Origin of the sequence: Pontibacter sp. BAB1700, assembly GCF_000277005.1 — a bacterium.
Taxonomy (GTDB): domain Bacteria; phylum Bacteroidota; class Bacteroidia; order Cytophagales; family Hymenobacteraceae; genus Pontibacter; species Pontibacter lucknowensis.
Map to the genome: position 1 here is coordinate 1 of NZ_AKIS01000132.1, position 16,074 is coordinate 16,074.

Genomic DNA, 16,074 nt, shown 5'->3' on the forward strand with positions numbered 1-16,074 from the left:
ACAAATATATTTAAATGTTAAATAATTTTCAATAAAAATTACCTATAGTTATGTTTGTAATACATCAATTCATTAATAATCAGATAAAATGGAATTGCAAACACTCACAGAACCGACGGCACTGGAAGCTACGATGAAGCACCTGAGCCGTACATCCCTGCCTAAAGTACTACAGGTACAACAGGGAATCATCCGTGCCACGCACGACTTTATGTTCAAAAAAGGTCTGACGCAGCTGATGCCGCTCATGCTCTCGCCCATTACGGACCCACTCAACCATGGCGTGGTAGATGCCTCTATTGGTTATGCTGACCAACGCTGGAGCCTGACTAAATCGATGATCTTTCATAAGCAGCTGGCTTTGGTAAACCAGGAACTGGATAGCCTTTACATTGTATCGCCAAACGTGCGCCTCGAATTCTCAGACCGCGCCGGCACAGGTCGACACTTGTTTGAGTTCACACAGGTAGACTTTGAGTTTCGTGGTAAGGACCGCTTCTTTGTGATGGAGTTTATGGAAGAACTTGTAAACTTTGTCTTCGCCCGTTTGAACAAAGAGATTCCTGAAGTCCTGATCGAATTGCGTGGGGAATTGCTGCCGCAGTACGAGAAGTGGCCGGTTTTCCGCACCGAAAAACTGGAGGCTGCCCTGGGCCCGGATTACGAAAAGCTGAAATCTGAGGAAGCAACGGAGCCATTCTGGCTGATCAACCACAAGCGAGAATTCTATGACAAAGAAGATCCAAGCCGCCGTGGCACTTATCTGAACTATGACGTGATCTGGCCAGAGGGCTTCGGCGAAGGTTTGTCAGGCGCTGAGCGGGAGCACGAATACAAGCAGATACTGAAGCGCATGGACGAAGTGGGAACCAGTCAAGAGACGTTCAAGCACTACCTGGAAGTTGCCAAAGCTGGCTTGCTGCCGAAAACCGCCGGTGCTGGTTTCGGTGTGGAGCGTATGACGCGGTTTATTTGTCGCTTGAAGGATGTGGATGAAGTAACGGTGTTTTCGCGCAAGCCCTGCACTCCTGCAATTTTTTAAAGGTATAGGATATGGATGATGGTAATAATTGCCTGAGGGATCAGGCACTGAATGGAACGTAAAAGGCCTGCAATTATAATTTGCAGGCCTTTTACGTTTATTAAGGTATGGCATTCATGCTATTATGGCGCGAGCGTCATTCAGGTGCACATGGCAGGTGTGATCTGTTTCATTGCTTAAGTTCAAATTACTCTTTCAATTTGTGCCAGTGGTGTGTAACAGTCACCATAGAGCTTACATGCGCGAATTTGTAGGAGCAGAAAAGTCCCCCTTTGAAGGGGGCAGGGGGATGACAATCATGCACGAGAATCCTGAAAATCCCTTAATCCTGCAAATCCTGATCCTACTTCCCCTCCCGCTCTTTCCAAAGCTGGTTAAACGACTTTGGCGCTACTTGCAGCGGTTCTCTTCGCTTACTCCAGGTATCTTTCAACACTTGCTTCAGCACGAAGTTCTTTACTCCCGCCGGAGCCATGTTAAGCAGTTTGCGGCTCTTCATAGCTTTGAGCCACAGCTTGAAAGTAGTGCGCTCACTTTTCTCAGTAAAGCCCTGCTCCACACTCTGGCGGCGGTTGAGCAGCAGCAGGTTGTGGATGTTGATCTTCACCGGGCAAACTGAGGTACAGGCGCCGCAAAGGGAGCTGGCAAAGCTCAGGTGCTTGTTCTCGGCCATGCCGTTGTAGTGCGGCGTGATCACCGAGCCGATCGGGCCGCTATACGTGCTCTCGTAGGTATGGCCGCCGATGTTCTTGTATACCGGGCACACATTCAGGCAGGCGCCGCAGCGGATGCAGTTCAGGGCTTCACGCTTCTCCGGCAAAGCCAGTAGCTCCGTACGGCCATTGTCGAGCAGCACCACATACATCTCTTCCGGGCCGTCCTTTTCGTTTGGCTGGCGCGGACCTGTGAAGATCGTGTTGTAAATCGTCACTTGCTGTCCGGTGCCGCTCGTGCTTAGCAAAGGCCAGAACAGATCCAGGTCCATCACTGATGGCAGGATCTTCTCTATACCTACGATGGCGATGTGCGTCTTCGGGAAAGCGGTGGATAATCGGCCGTTGCCTCGTTTTCAGTTACAGCTACACCTCCGATGTCGGCGAGCAGGAAGTTGCCGCCGGTTATGCCTATTTCAGCCTCGGTATACTTGGCGCGAAGCAAGCGGCGGGCAGTGGCCACTAGTTCCTCGGCACTGTCGGTTGGAGCGATCTTAAGCTTCTTAACAAACAAATCCGCAATGTCTTTTTTAGACATGTGCATGGCGGGCGTCACGATGTGGTAAGGCCGTTGCTCGGCCAACTGCACAATGTACTCGCCCAAGTCCGTCTCCACCGTCTCCACCCCGTTCTTCTCCAAAAAGTTGTTCAGGTGAATCTCCTCCGTCGTCATCGACTTGGACTTTACCACCGAACGGGCACGCTTGCGCTTCATGATCTGGCCGATCTCCTTAAGTGCCTCCTCGGCATTACGGGCCCAAATCACTTTGCCGCCACGGGCCGTGAAATTGGACTCAAACTCCATCAGGTACTTGTCTAAGTTATTGATGGCGTTCGTTTTTATAAAAGAAGCCCTTTCGCGGGCGAGTTCATGGTCGCTGTATTGGGTAAGACCACGCTGCACAGCGGCGTTATACTTGCCGATGTTGAACTTGATGGTCGAGCGGTGGCCCAGGTCAAATGATTTCGTTTCCGCGTCCTGCAAAAACTGTTTTAGTCTACTCATAGTAATAAACCCTGCGGTTTCGCCTGATGCTGAATAAGATCAGGAAGTGCTATTAAAAGAAAAACACCCTTAAAGTTAGGGTGTTTTCCTCAAAGCTAATAAAAGCGGAATGTTTTTATGTTAAACGGCCGCTTGTGCGGGTTTAGTGTATTACTTTTTGTTGCTGTCCACTACAATGCGGTTGTCGCGGTTAGCCAGCTCCCAAGTCACGTGGAATGCCAAACGGGCCGCTTTCTCGGCTTTCTCGAAGAGGATCTTGTCTACCGTGTCAGTTGCCTTGTGGTAGTCGGCGTGAACACCGTTGAAGTAGAACACAATCGGAATACCGTGCTTAGCGAAGTTATAGTGGTCAGAACGATAGTAGAAACGGTTCGGATCGTTCTCGTCGTTGAACTTATAGTCCAGACGTAGACCTACGTGCTTCTCGTTTACCTCTTCGTTGATCTGGTGCAGCTCCGAAGAAAGCTTATCAGCACCGATCACGTAGATATAGTTTTGGTCGTTGGTCTTCTCAGCGTCGAAGTCCATGCGGCCGATCATGTCAATGTTGATGTTCGCTACTGTGTTCTCCAGCGGGAAGATCGGGTTGTTGGCGTAGTATTCAGAACCCAGCAGGCCTTTTTCTTCAGCCGTTACCAGCATGAACAGAATGCTGCGGCGTGGACCCATGCCATCTTTCTTGGCCTGCGCAAAAGCCTCAGCCAGTTCAACAACAGCTACTGTGCCAGAGCCGTCGTCGTTGGCTCCGTTGAAGATCTCACCATCCTCTATACCTACGTGGTCGTAGTGAGCGGTTACTACGATTACTTCGTCCTTCTTGTCAGTTCCTTCGATGTAGCCCAGTACGTTGTCAGATGGGAGTGCTTCGCTCTTACGCTCTGTCTTCACCTTTACATCTTTCACGGCTGTGAAAGTACCTGGTGTCGGCTTGCCTGCTTTCGCTACGGCGTTGGCGTAGGCCAGCATTTTCTCTGGCGTTGTGCCCAGCAAAGAGGCGCCTACCTGTGGCGATACCATCATGGCTGCTGTAGCTCCGCCCTGTGCGCCATTGCCCTTCAGGCCAATAGACGGACGCGTCAGGTAATTGCGGTAGCGCTGCGTCATGGTGGTAAATTCATCAGCATTGGTGCCTGTAACTACTAGTACACTCTTGGCACCACGCTTGGTGGCGGCATTGCGCTTGGTACGGAAGTCATTGCCCCAATCGGAAGCCTTGTCAGTACCACTCAAGAGGAACTTGCCGTCGGCACCTTTTGGCTCACCGCCCAGCACCACAACCATTTTGCCGGTCACATCGATGTTGGCGTAGTCAGAGTAGTTGTCAGCATCAATACCGTAGCCGGCAAATACTACTTCAGCAGTTTGTTCGGTCTGGTATGGTGAGGCACCCAACACGAAGAAGTCCTGGCCCATCATGAACTTTTGCTTGCCGACCATGATGTAGCCGTCGCCCCACTGGCTGCGCTCCAGCGCTACAGGCTGGTAGTAAGGGTTGGCATTGTTCTTTACTGGTCCAACCAGACCATCTTCCTTAAACTCGCGGGAGATGTACTCGGCAGCCATCTGCAGGCCTTTAGAACCCGTGTCGCGCCCTTCGTACTCATCCGATGCGAGTATGTGCAGGTGCTTGGACAGGTCAGCAGCCGTGATGGTGGAGGCATACTTTGGTGCGGCTTCGCGCAGTCGCTCAGCTTCCGTTACGGGAGCCTCAGCAGTGGTGCTGGTGGTAGTAGGCGTGGTGGCGCAACCTGTGGTCAGGAAGGCTGCCAGCGCATACACATAAAACTTGTTATACTTCATGTCTGTGTAAGGTGAAGGTAAGGTTATGGATTGTTATTGTTTATAGATCAGGACGGTTGCAAAAGCAGCTACACCTTCTTTTTTGCCCACAAAGCCCAGATGCTCCGTGGTGGTGGCTTTGATAGAAAGATCATGCTCAGGTATGCCCATTACTTTGGATAGGCAGGCTTTCATCTCCGGTATGTGCGGGTTCACTTTCGGCTCCTGCAGGCAGATGGTCGAGTCGATGTTGCCGATCTCGTAGCCTCGCGGGAAAGCAGGTGCACAACCTCTTTGAGTAGGATCTTGCTGTCGATGCCTTTATACTGCGGGTCTCTGTCAGAAAAGTGGAAGCCGATGTCACGCATGTTGGCAGCACCCAACAGGGCATCGCAGATCACATGGATCAATACATCGGCATCAGAGTGACCCAGTGCGCCGTGTGTATGCGGAATCTTAATACCGCCCAGCCAGAAGTCCAGCCCTTCCTGCAGTTGGTGCACGTCGTAGCCGAAACCGGTTCTTATTTTAAATTTCATAGTAAGCTTTGTAGGTATAGCACTGCCTTATACGGCAGGTATAAAAAGTAAATATAGTGCTTTTACCCTTTTGTCATGATGCAGCAGGTGCATTTTTAAAGGGTATAGACTCAAATTGAACGGAAAGGTTTAAAAAGCAAAAGCCAGCCACCGGTTAGGGCAGCTGGCTTTTGACAGACTATATATGAAAAAGCGCCTTTGGCTTAGGCCTTTGCTTCCGCAAGAGAAGGGTAATCGATGTAGCCTTCGGCACCAGGAGAGTAAAATGTGTTTTTGTCGGCTTCCTGCAATTTTTCATTTTGGCGGAAACGCTCCGGCAGGTCCGGGTTAGAGATGAAGGGCACCCCGAAGGCTACCATATCTGCCTCGCCAGCTTCAATCACGGCGTTGCCTTTTTCCTGCGTAAAGCCCGCATTGATGATCAGATTGCCTTTGTAAATCGGGCGGTAGCGCTTGGCTACGTTCTGCTCAGCATGCGGCACGTTACTCACGTCGTTGAACGGCTCCGACAGGTGCAGGTACGACAGCTTGTAGTTATTCAGTTTTTCGATGATGTAGTCGAAGGTCGGGATGGTCTCCTCGTCCAGCGTCATTCCAAAAATACCGTGCAGGCTCGGGTTCAGACGAACACCCACACGCTCTACTGGCATTACTTCCTGAATTGCCTCGATAACTTCGAACAGAATACGGGCTCTGTTTTCCTTGGAACCGCCATACTCGTCGGTGCGGATATTAGACGTGCCATTAAAGAACTGGTGCAGCAGATAGCCATTCGACGAGTGGATCTCCACGCCATCGAAGCCGGCGTCCATCGCGTTCTTGGCAGCCGCTTTGTAGTCCTGCACGATCTGCTTGATCTCAGGTATAGTCAACTCACGTGGAGTAACGGTGTTTTTGAAGCCTTCAGGAGTGTAGGCCTGTGCATTCGGGTTGATAGCGGAAGGAGCTACCGGGTATTCGCCATTGTGAAAATCCGGGTGCGACATACGGCCCACATGCCAGAGCTGCGCGAAAATCCTGCCTCCCTCGGCATGCACCGCGTCGGTTACCTTCTTCCAGCCGGCCACCTGTTCTTGGCTATACATACCCGGCGTGTTGATGTAGCCCACAGCCTGCTCCGAGATCTGAGTTCCTTCTGAAATGATCAGGCCGGCACTTGCGCGTTGTGCATAATAAGTTGCCATCAGGTCGTTGGCCACATTGCCTTCGTTAGCTGCACGGCTGCGCGTCATGGGTGCCATGATCACGCGGTTGTTCAGTTCTAAATCGTATAGTTTTATTGGTCTTAAAAGTGGTTGTGACATATATTTCAATTGGTAAATTGCTGATTGTTAAATTGTTGGTTGTGCGATTCGTGCTGATTGATCGTCGCCTTACATTCTGCCCTCATTCGCGGGACGCGAGCGAGGGTGGGTTTGATGGATTTATAACTCCTAAACTCACTAATCCCAATCCGGAGCGAAAGGCGGATTGACTACTCGCTGGTTATCCTTCTTAAGTTGATCAATCTGAGACACGTCTTCTGCAGACAGCTCAAAATCAAATATGTTTAGGTTGTCAGCTAAGCGGTCTACTTTGGAGGTTCTAGGTATAGCCATAACGCCTTCTTGCTGAATCAGCCAGCGCAACGATACCTGCACTTCACTCTTGCCATATTTTTCGCCTATACCTTTGAGAACCGGGTTGCCGAGCACTTTGCCTTGCGCGATCGGACTATAGGCTGTCAGTGAAATGCCGTGCTCACGCAGGTAGGTATACAGCTTGGTCTGGTTAATCAGCGGGTGGTACTCAACCTGATTGGTGATGATGTCAGCGCCGGTTGCCAATACCTCTTCGAGCAGGGCAGTGGGGTGGTTGCTTACGCCAATGTACTTCGCATAGCCTTTTTGCTGTGCTTCCATCAATTGGTCCATGTACTCAGCCACGGGTACATTGCGGTTAGGCCAGTGAATCAGCAAGAGGTCCACATAGTCGGTTTTGAGCTTGCGCAAACTTTCCTCTACCGACGGCATAAAGTCTTTCTTGTACAGACTCTCCCTAAAAACCTTCGTGGTCAGGAAAATCTTGTCGCGTGCTATACCTGCGTTTTTGATGGCCGAGCCCACACCCGCCTCATTCTGGTAGATCTGTGCGGTGTCGATGTGGCGGTAACCTTCAGAGATAGCAGCGGCTGTGATTTCGCGTGCCTGATCATCAGACAATTGAAAAGTGCCCAACCCAAGTGTAGGTATAGATGCATCTTTTATCTGTATATGCTTCATAAAATATATTTCAGTTTGTACATTATTTGTGTATACAAATATTAGTATAAAAAAAATAGCTCAGCCTCTGAGCTTGTCGAGTAATTTGCTCACTAAAACGGCCTCCTCCTGCGTCAGGTTATGGAAGCGATGGAAAAAGGTGGGCATCTGCTCGTCTATCTGACTAAGTAGTTCCGTGCCTTTTGGAGTAAGCCTTAGCTCGATCATGCGGCGGTTTGCCTGGCAAATATCACGGGTTACATAGCCTTTCTCAATCAGTTTATCGACCAGTCGAGTCACGTTGGAGTTGCGGTCCACCATGCGCTCCTGCACTTCTCCAAAGCAAACGGGCTTTGGTTGCTGACCGCGCACGATGCTCAGTACATTGTGCTGCTGCAGCGTAAGTCCAAATTGCTTAAAGAAAGGTATAAACTGCTGATTCAGCCAATTGTTTGTAAACAACAGGTTAACGACCATCCGACGATGATCGTCCTTGAAGTCTTTCTGCTGTATTTCGTCTTCTATGCGCATAGGCTGAATATGGGTACAAAGGTAGTGTTGTTGTTTGTATATACAAATGTTATGCCTAAAAAGTTGCACGCCACATATCTGTCAGACTGAAGCGAAACTTTAGCAGGATTAGTCCCAGTATGCTTGGGGGAGCTGCTGGCCTTCTGCAGAGAAGGCTAGCTCAAGTTCTCCTGATTTGCCCTTAAGCACTACCTGATACGTGGTAGTGTCGCCTTTTACAACAACTTCAGCCTCTTCGGTTTTGTAATTGGGGTAGCTTTGGGCGATGGATCTGGCGACAGCTTCTGGTAATTCTGAGGATTGCAAGTTACGCTTGTACTGCATAAGCTCACCCGATTGTCGAAAAAGTGCGCTATGTGCTACCGCATGCATGTTGAAGTCAGCCTCATAATCTTTACCGCTCCTTTCCCACTCAATATCAAAGGCAAGTGGAAATGTGTTCAGTAGGTTTTGCCGTACCTCCAGTGGCACTTTCTCTGGCAACACATCATCGTCACAGGAAACCAGAAGTCCTGCAAAAAGTGTGACGGTGGCGAATCGTAGCTTCATGATTATGTAATGAAAGGTAACCTGATGAATTGGTCCTAAGCTTAGCATGCAAATCTGAAGAAACTTTGTAGAATAGGTTATTAATGATCACCCCAGTAAAGAAGCACAGGGACTATTATTTGTCGGGAGGGGCCAGGGAAGGCTGTTTGGTAGTTGAGCGGCCTTGCATGGAATTTAAAAGCCTGAGGTATAGGACCCCAGGCTTCTGATTAATTGAGCTTTGTCATTCCTTAATCCCAGTATGCCTGCTGTACCTGCTGGCCGTCGGCGGAGTAAACCAGTTTCTCGTCTTTGGTATTGTTGTCCAGTTCAACCTGGTACAGCATTGTCTGTCCTTCCTCCAGTCGCTCGATGTCATCCAGGCGATAGGCAGCATAGTCTGTGTTGATGGCTGCTCGCACAGCGTCCGGTAATTCAGACTCAGGTATATCCTGCTTATGCTTTATCAGGCCCCCCGAGGCATTAAACAGTGCACTATAATCTACTTTGTTTACATCGAAATCTGCTTCGTAATTATCTCCTTTTTGCTCCCAATCAATGTCGGCGGCATCAGGGAAACTACTGAGTAATGTTTCTTTTACGGCGGCAGGTACGTCATCAGGATTTACGTCATTTGAGTTATTATCACAAGCAAACAGGGTGCTTGCCATAAAAAGCATAGCAAATGCAGTCTTTTTCATTTTCTTCAATTTAGGTTTTACAAATCGGTTGTATAGCATCTTACGGATCGATTTTGGAGGAATTCTGAAGAAGAGGGGTATTTTTGAAAAAGAAAAAGCGGCTGCAATTTTCACCACAGCCGCTCCTATTTATATAAGCTATACTTGCCTAGGCCTCATGTGCTACTGGTTGAGCTTTCTTTTCCGCCTTGTAAAGCAAAGTAGAGCAATTGTTAGGATCAAGCACCTGCTTGGCGCAGCGCAGGATGTCCTGCGGCGTCACGGCCTGTATCCTTTCGCCCTCCGTGTTCACGAAGTTCGCGTCGCCGAGTAGCTTGCCGTAGGCCAGGTTCATGGCCCGGTTCAGCAGCTCGATCTCCGAGAACACAATAGAGGTCTCCGCCTGGTTTTTTACTTTGTTCAGTTCTTCCTCGTCTACCAGCTTTTCCATCAACTCTTTGTTGATAGCCTCAATGGCAGCATTGGCTTCCTGCAGGTCCACACCTTCGTTGAGTTTGCCCTGGATGATCAGCAAGCCCGGTTCGATGGAGCCGGTCACGGAGGCGGAGATGGAGTTGAACAGCTTCTGCTCCTTCACCAGCTGCTCGTACAGGCGAGACGACTTGCCCCGGCCGAGTATGTCGCTGATCAGGTCGACGGCGTAGTAGTCTTCGTGGTTGCGGTGCGGCATGTGGTAGGCCTTGTAGATGGCGCTCAAGGGCACGTCGGCGCTGGTTTCGAGTACACGCGGAGCCTGCTGCTTCGGCTCGTTGGGTATGTGACGCTCGTACTTCTCGCCGGCAGGTATAGGGCCGAACCATTTTTCGGTCAGCTCCTTCGCCTTGTCAAACGTCACATTGCCGGCCACCACCAATATGGCATTGCTTGGCGAGTAATGTTTCCTGTGGAACGCTTTCACGATGTCCATGGTCGCGTCTTCGATGTGGGCGATCTCCTTGCCGATGGTCGCCCATTTATAAGGGTGCTGCTCATAGGCCAGCGGTCGCAGTTTCAGCCACACATCGCCGTAGGGCTGGTTCAGGTAGTTCTGCTTAAACTCCTCTACCACCACCTTGCGCTGCACTTCCAGTCCGTGATCGCTAAAAGCCAGGTCCAGCATGCGGTCCGACTCTAGCCAAAAGCCGGTTTCGATGTTCTGAGCCGGCAGCGAGAGGTAATAGTTGGTGATGTCGGGGCTGGTGAAGGCGTTATTCTCGCCACCTACCCGCTGCAGGGGCTCGTCGTAAACTGGTATATTTTTGGAGCCGCTGAACATCAGGTGCTCGAATAAATGCGCGAAGCCGGTGTGCTGCTCTACCTCGTCGCGGGAGCCCACGTCGTAGAGCACGTTCAGCACGGCCATGGGAGAGGTATGGTCTTCGTGCACGATCACACGGAGGCCGTTATCCAGCGTAAATTCCTCGAACTGTATCATAATTTTCTTCTCTTTAAAGGGCGGCAACTGATGTTACCTTTGCCTGATTTCTTTCCTGTCTTTTCTTTTTCAACAGGTATACCTTGTAGCCTGTTCAACCAAAACCGGCAAATACTTGCAGGCCTGACAGGTTTTCTGTAGCTTTTGCTTTCTTTACGGGTTTTCGGACGCCGCTTGTTGCGTGTGCCGGAGCCGGTAAGACACGAAGTACCGAACAAATTTATAAATTAGCACCATAATCGGCGGCTAAAGCAAACGTTATGCTGCCATACCACAACGAATTTTCCGCATCACAAGATGAACTATAACCGCAAAGAATACTCTGACGACGAACTGATCGCCTTATATAAAGGCATACTGAAACCCCGCATGATCGAGGAGCGCATGCTGGTGTTGCTGCGCCAGGCAAGGTGAGCAAGTGTTCTCAGGTATAGGGCAGGAGGCTATCTCAGTAGGCTCGGCCATGGCGCTGGAGTCAGACGAGTACATCCTGCCGCTGCACCGCAACTTGGGTGTGTTTACGAGCCGCGAAGTGCCGCTTGACAGACTCTTTGCGCAGTTTCAGGGCAAGAAGACCGGCTTTACGAAGGGCCGCGACCGCTCTTTCCACTTCGGCTCCAACGAGCACCACATCGTGGGCATGATCTCGCACCTGGGTCCGCAGTTAGCGGTGGCTGACGGTATAGCCTTGGCTGACCTGCTCGATAACAGAGAGAAAGTGGCGCTGGTGTTCAGCGGCGACGGCGGTGCTTCGGAGGGCGACTTCCACGAGGCGCTGAACGTGGCGGCTGTCTGGAACCTGCCGGTTATCTTCATGATCGAGAACAACGGCTATGGGCTTTCCACCCCGAGCAACGAACAGTTCAAGTTCAAGCACTTCATCGACAAAGGTCCGGCCTATGGGATTGACGCCTTGCAGATCGACGGCAACAACATTGTGGAGGTATACGACACGGTGCGGCAGGCTGCCTACAGCATGCGCAAGAACCCGCGCCCGATGCTGATCGAGGCCATCACCTTCCGCATGCGCGGCCACGAAGAGGCCAGCGGTACCAAGTATGTGCCGCAGGAACTATTCGAGAAATGGGCCAAGAAAGATCCGGTGGAAAACTTTGAAAAGTACCTGCTGGATGAAGTGATCCTGACGTCCAAAGCCATCGAAGGTATACGCGAAGAGATAAAGGCCGAGATTGAGGAAGGCCTGCAGACCGCCTTTGCTACTCCAATGCCGGAAGTTAACCGCGAGGAAGAACTGGAGGATATGTACCGTCCTTTCGAGCAAGAAGTGATAAAGCCGGCATCCGATGCCAAGACCGAGCGTCGTTATGTAGACGCCATTTCGGACGGACTGCGCCAGAGCATGGAACGCTATCCGGAGCTGGTGCTGATGGGGCAGGACATTGCCGAGTACGGCGGTGTGTTCAAGATCACAGAGGGCTTTGTGGATCAGTTCGGCAAAGACCGTGTGCGCAACACCCCGCTTTGCGAGTCAGCTATACTGGGTATAGGTCTGGGTATGTCCGTGAAGGGCAAGAAGAGCATGGTCGAGATGCAGTTTGCGGACTTCGTGAGCTGTGGCTTTAACCAGATCGTAAACAACCTCGCCAAGAGCCATTACCGCTGGGGGCAGAACGCCGATGTGGTGGTACGCATGCCAACGGGTGCCGGTACAGCCGCCGGTCCTTTCCACTCCCAGAGCAACGAGGCGTGGTTCTTCCACACACCGGGGCTTAAAATCGTTTACCCATCCTCGCCTTACGATGCCAAAGGTTTGCTGAACGCCGCCATCGAAGACCCGAACCCGGTTATGTACTTTGAGCACAAGCTGCTGTACCGCTCCATCTCGCAGGAGATTCCAGACGATTACTATACTATCGAGATCGGCAAGGCCAAACTGGTGGCCGAAGGGTCGGATATTTCGATCATCACCTATGGTATGGGTGTGCACTGGGCCAAGCAACTGCAGCAGGAGATGACGGACATCAGCTTCGATATACTGGACCTGCGCTCGCTGCTGCCTTGGGACAAAGAAGCTGTACGCGATACTGTGGCCCGCACCGGCCGCGTGATCATTCTGCACGAAGACACCATGACGGGCGGTATAGGCGGCGAGATAGCGGCCTGGATCGGGGAGAATTGCTTTGAGCTGCTCGACGGGCCAGTAACACGTGTTGCCAGTCTGGATACAGCCGTGCCATTTGCGCCGCCGTTGGAGCAGGAGTTCCTGCCGAAGCAGCGCCTGCGCGAGAAGGTGGAGAGCATTATGGCATTTTAGCGGAAAATAGAGGAAATAAACGTATATTGCTTGTGATGCAGAAAAGTAGATATTGGGTGTTAGGCCTGCTGTGCATGGCACTGCTGTTCGGGTCGGGCTGTCAGCGCAAGGGAATTATACCTTGCCCGAAGCCTGGCAAGACGAGTAAAGTGTCGGGTAAAAACGCCTCCGGACTGGAAGCCGTGCGGGTGGACATGGACAAAAACGGCCGTGTGAAGAAGAAGCGAATGGGAATTTTTTAGGGGAGCAACTCCTATTCCCGAATTCAGTATAACAACTGTAGATGGAAAGCTGTTATGGAAAAGTTGGGATTTGAAAAGCAAACGAAACGTTTGGTGGTAATGACAGGTATGCTGTTTCTAGCGGCATGGCCTGCATTTGGTCAGATCAGTTATACCATGACAGATAAGCACGGTCGCTTGCTGCGTCAGTCGCTGCGGGAAGCCAACCAGGTAGAGGCAACCACCTATAAGGAAACCCACCTGAACATGGACGCCTATACCTTGAAAAAGGGCGAGTCTGGCAAAGTGAGACAGCGCCCGATGCTGGGGTTATTCAAAGCAAAGCACGATGGCACGAAAGAAGCCGTGCAGCGTGACCCGGCTGTCCGCGAGAAAAAGAAATTCAGGCTTTTCCGGAAGAAGGAAAAGTAAACCTAACCAGATAGCTATGAATTGGCATCCGCTTACAAGCGTAGAGCAATTAGATACCATAATTGAAGAGTCGAAGCACACCCCGGTGGTAATATTTAAGCATAGTACATCATGTTCTATCAGCTCCACTGCCAAAAGCAGACTGGAGCGCCAGTGGGATGGTGCCGGTGTAGACCATATTAAGCCTTATTATCTTGACCTGTTACGCTACCGACCGGTTTCGAATGAAATAGCGGAAGTGTTTCAGGTACAGCACCAGTCGCCCCAACTGCTGCTTATCCAGGATGGTATGTGCGCATATGATGCCTCACATTTGAGCATCAGCATTGACTCGATGAAGAAGAGCTTGGTGGCCTGATAATTCAGAGCCGTTAATCCAGCCCCATCGATAACCTGTATTCCTTGATAGTAGCCATCCTGACCAGAGTTCTAAGCTGGGCTGTATGGCTTCGGATGCCTGATACCGCCTGCTTTTGGTTCCGGCCTTTGGATAGAACATACCTAACCCAAATTGTATAAAGGTGGCAAGAAACCTGTTACTCACAATTGCTATGACACTGGTGCTGGTTTTGCCGGCTACAGCTCAGTCTGACGATGACTTTAGCAATGAACTCAGCTACGGCATCAACCTGAATTCGAACGGCGGCCTGCTGGGTGGCGTGTTTGTGCGTAGCTCCTGGTTCATGAAAGAGCGGCTCTACCGTTTCGGTGGCCTCGAGATCGTGGAGATCAAGCACCCGAAGGAAAACAGGCTTTACAACCCAGGGTCAGGTGATCATTTCATAGCAGGCAAGCAAAACCATTTCTTTTCGGTGCGCCCGCATTATGGGCTGGAGCATGTACTGTTCCGTAAAGCTGCCGAAAGTGGCGTGCAGGTGAATGCACTGGGCGCAATAGGTCCTTCGCTGGGACTGCTCATACCTTACTACATCCGCTACGACTATGCCGGTGGCCTTGGAAGTGACATTCGCACCGAGGCCTATGACCCGAATAAGCACCTGAGCTTCGAAAACACGCTGGGCAATGCAAACGTGCTTACCGGCCTGGGCGAGACGAACATCAATCTAGGTGTGCACGCCAAAGCAGGCCTGAGCTTTGAGTATGGTCGCTACCGCGAGAGCATTACAGGTGTGGAAGTCGGTTTTATGGTCGAGAAGTTCTTCAAAGACATGGTCATGATCCCGCAGACAGAGAACTACAGCCTGTTTACCTCCGTGTACCTGAACATCTACTACGGCCGCCGCAAGTAAGAGGGGCCGAGAACAATTTCCTGCAATTGCTTGTTGAGAGGAAAGCACCTGATGATGGGCGGCATAGCCTTAATTTCCGGATGCTTTTGCTGAAGTCTTAACGCATTATACCTATCTTTGCAGCATGGATGAAATGATGACACTTCCGGTAATACAACCTAACGCGAAGCCCGAGGGGCTCAATGCTTTGGGTCAGCCACGCAAGCCAAACTGGCTGCGCGTAAAGCTGCCGGTAGGGAAAGAGTATGCGAAGGTAAGAAACATCGTAGACGAATATAAGCTGCATACCATCTGTGAGAGTGGTAACTGCCCTAACATGGGTGAGTGCTGGGGAGCTGGTACAGCTACTTTCATGATTCTGGGCAATGTGTGTACACGCAGCTGCTCTTTCTGTGCCGTGGCCACGGGCCGCCCTAACGAATACGACCAAGACGAGCCGCGCCGTGTGGCTGAAGCGATTCAGCTAATGGGCGTGAAGCACGCTGTAATTACTTCTGTGAACCGCGATGAACTCAAAGACCGCGGTGCCGCCATCTGGCATGAAACTGTACGGATGGTAAAAGAGCTTTCTCCTGCCACTACGATTGAAACTCTCATCCCAGATGTGAAAGCTAGCTGGGATGCACTGATTACGATGATCTCGCCGGGCCAGGAAGTGGTATCGCACAACATGGAGACGGTGAAAGAGCTGTACCGCCGTGTGCGACCACAAGCTAAGTATGACCGCAGCCTGGAGCAGATTCGCCGCACTAAGGAGTATGGCAAGCGTACTAAAACCGGTATCATGCTGGGGCTGGGCGAAACCCGCGAGCAGGTATACCAGGCCATGGACGACCTTGCTGCCAATGGTTGCGACATTCTGACGCTGGGCCAGTATTTGCAGCCAACCAAGCTCCATATCGAGGTGGCTGAGTTCATTCACCCGGATTTATTTGATCATTACAGAGAAGAAGGACTAAAGCGTGGAATTAAATATGTGGAGTCTGGTCCGCTGGTTCGCTCTTCCTACCATGCTGAGCGTCACGTGCATGTATAGGCTCTGTTAAGTTATTAACTTTCAAAGATTTTTTAGAAAGTTTAATTTAATATAAAAAGTGCTCTATCGGAAAGTGAATTCTGATAGAGCACTTTTTTATTGCACTACTTTCCTTCCCTAAATTTCCCTATTCTATTTAAATAATTTTCATTTCCTTTGTCCGCCCATATAACAAAAGGTGTATAAATGCAGCATTTTGGCAACTTAAAGGTTGTTGAATTAGTATATTCGAATATTTAGCTACTAATACACTTATATATGCCCATATTCTGAACATTGTACTGGAAAAGTAGATTCTTGAAAAAAATATTCACAGGAGTCATATTAGAATAGTCTTACAAGATTACTGTTATAACATTTTATTTAA

Annotated in this window: 14 protein-coding genes and 3 pseudogenes; 7 read left to right on the top strand and 10 right to left on the bottom strand. The window is 50.5% G+C overall.

Annotation, left to right across the window (positions count from 1 at the left end; all coding sequences use genetic code 11):
- Positions 1 to 88: 88 nt before the first annotated feature.
- Positions 89 to 1,042 carry an asparagine synthetase A gene (locus O71_RS15485; RefSeq protein ID WP_007658515.1) on the top strand — a complete coding sequence of 318 codons (954 nt, stop codon included), beginning with the start codon at positions 89 to 91 and terminating at the stop codon, positions 1,040 to 1,042.
- A 343-nt stretch (positions 1,043 to 1,385) separates the two neighbouring features.
- Here O71_RS15485 and O71_RS25810 read toward each other — a convergent pair whose 3' ends face one another.
- The 10 genes and pseudogenes from O71_RS25810 to O71_RS15530 all read right to left on the bottom strand — a co-directional run bounded on the left by O71_RS25810 (position 1,386) and on the right by O71_RS15530 (position 10,493).
- The gene (locus O71_RS25810) at positions 1,386 to 1,907 is read right to left on the bottom strand and encodes a 4Fe-4S dicluster domain-containing protein (protein WP_369750963.1); all 522 of its coding nucleotides are present in this window, start codon (positions 1,905 to 1,907) and stop codon (positions 1,386 to 1,388) included.
- Between the two features lie 42 nt (positions 1,908 to 1,949).
- A pseudogene (locus O71_RS25815) lies at positions 1,950 to 2,761 on the bottom strand (LUD domain-containing protein); the annotation flags it as partial.
- Positions 2,762 to 2,911: 150 nt separating this feature from the next.
- Positions 2,912 to 4,561, bottom strand: coding sequence for a M28 family peptidase (locus O71_RS15495; protein ID WP_007658517.1), 1,650 nt, complete (start codon positions 4,559 to 4,561; stop codon positions 2,912 to 2,914).
- Between the two features lie 33 nt (positions 4,562 to 4,594).
- Positions 4,595 to 5,079, bottom strand: a pseudogene (gene ispF / locus O71_RS15500) (2-C-methyl-D-erythritol 2,4-cyclodiphosphate synthase).
- A 203-nt stretch (positions 5,080 to 5,282) separates the two neighbouring features.
- Positions 5,283 to 6,383 carry an alkene reductase gene (locus O71_RS15505; protein ID WP_040574406.1) on the bottom strand — a complete coding sequence of 367 codons (1,101 nt, stop codon included), beginning with the start codon at positions 6,381 to 6,383 and terminating at the stop codon, positions 5,283 to 5,285.
- 138 nt (positions 6,384 to 6,521) lie between these two features.
- Positions 6,522 to 7,340, bottom strand: a complete 819-nt coding sequence (locus O71_RS15510; protein WP_007658522.1) for an aldo/keto reductase — start codon at positions 7,338 to 7,340, stop codon at positions 6,522 to 6,524.
- A gap of 60 nt (positions 7,341 to 7,400) precedes the next feature.
- Positions 7,401 to 7,850: a MarR family winged helix-turn-helix transcriptional regulator gene (locus tag O71_RS15515; protein WP_007658524.1), complete on the bottom strand. Its 450-nt coding sequence runs from the start codon at positions 7,848 to 7,850 to the stop codon at positions 7,401 to 7,403.
- A gap of 108 nt (positions 7,851 to 7,958) precedes the next feature.
- Positions 7,959 to 8,399 (bottom strand): PepSY-like domain-containing protein, encoded by a 441-nt coding sequence (locus O71_RS15520; RefSeq protein WP_040574407.1) that lies wholly within the window; start codon positions 8,397 to 8,399, stop codon positions 7,959 to 7,961.
- Between the two features lie 230 nt (positions 8,400 to 8,629).
- Positions 8,630 to 9,079: a PepSY-like domain-containing protein gene (locus tag O71_RS15525; protein ID WP_234986305.1), complete on the bottom strand. Its 450-nt coding sequence runs from the start codon at positions 9,077 to 9,079 to the stop codon at positions 8,630 to 8,632.
- A 148-nt stretch (positions 9,080 to 9,227) separates the two neighbouring features.
- A complete protein-coding gene (locus tag O71_RS15530) occupies positions 9,228 to 10,493 on the bottom strand; it encodes a pitrilysin family protein (protein WP_007658530.1) in 1,266 nt (421 codons plus the stop codon).
- 297 nt (positions 10,494 to 10,790) lie between these two features.
- Here O71_RS15530 and O71_RS15535 point away from each other — a divergent pair.
- The 6 genes and pseudogenes from O71_RS15535 (at position 10,791) to lipA (ending at position 15,707) form a co-directional block, all read left to right on the top strand.
- A pseudogene (locus O71_RS15535) lies at positions 10,791 to 12,768 on the top strand (thiamine pyrophosphate-dependent enzyme).
- Positions 12,769 to 12,803: 35 nt separating this feature from the next.
- Complete coding sequence (locus O71_RS15540; protein WP_007658543.1) at positions 12,804 to 13,010, top strand: hypothetical protein; 207 nt, start codon at positions 12,804 to 12,806, stop codon at positions 13,008 to 13,010.
- Between the two features lie 54 nt (positions 13,011 to 13,064).
- Positions 13,065 to 13,421, top strand: a complete 357-nt coding sequence (locus O71_RS15545; protein WP_007658545.1) for a hypothetical protein — start codon at positions 13,065 to 13,067, stop codon at positions 13,419 to 13,421.
- Between the two features lie 16 nt (positions 13,422 to 13,437).
- Positions 13,438 to 13,779: a bacillithiol system redox-active protein YtxJ gene (gene ytxJ / locus O71_RS15550; RefSeq protein WP_007658546.1), complete on the top strand. Its 342-nt coding sequence runs from the start codon at positions 13,438 to 13,440 to the stop codon at positions 13,777 to 13,779.
- A gap of 163 nt (positions 13,780 to 13,942) precedes the next feature.
- Complete coding sequence (locus O71_RS15555) at positions 13,943 to 14,671, top strand: hypothetical protein (RefSeq protein ID WP_234986306.1); 729 nt, start codon at positions 13,943 to 13,945, stop codon at positions 14,669 to 14,671.
- Positions 14,672 to 14,804: 133 nt separating this feature from the next.
- Positions 14,805 to 15,707: a lipoyl synthase gene (lipA, locus tag O71_RS15560; protein WP_007658550.1), complete on the top strand. Its 903-nt coding sequence runs from the start codon at positions 14,805 to 14,807 to the stop codon at positions 15,705 to 15,707.
- The last annotated feature ends 367 nt before the right edge of the window (positions 15,708 to 16,074 follow it).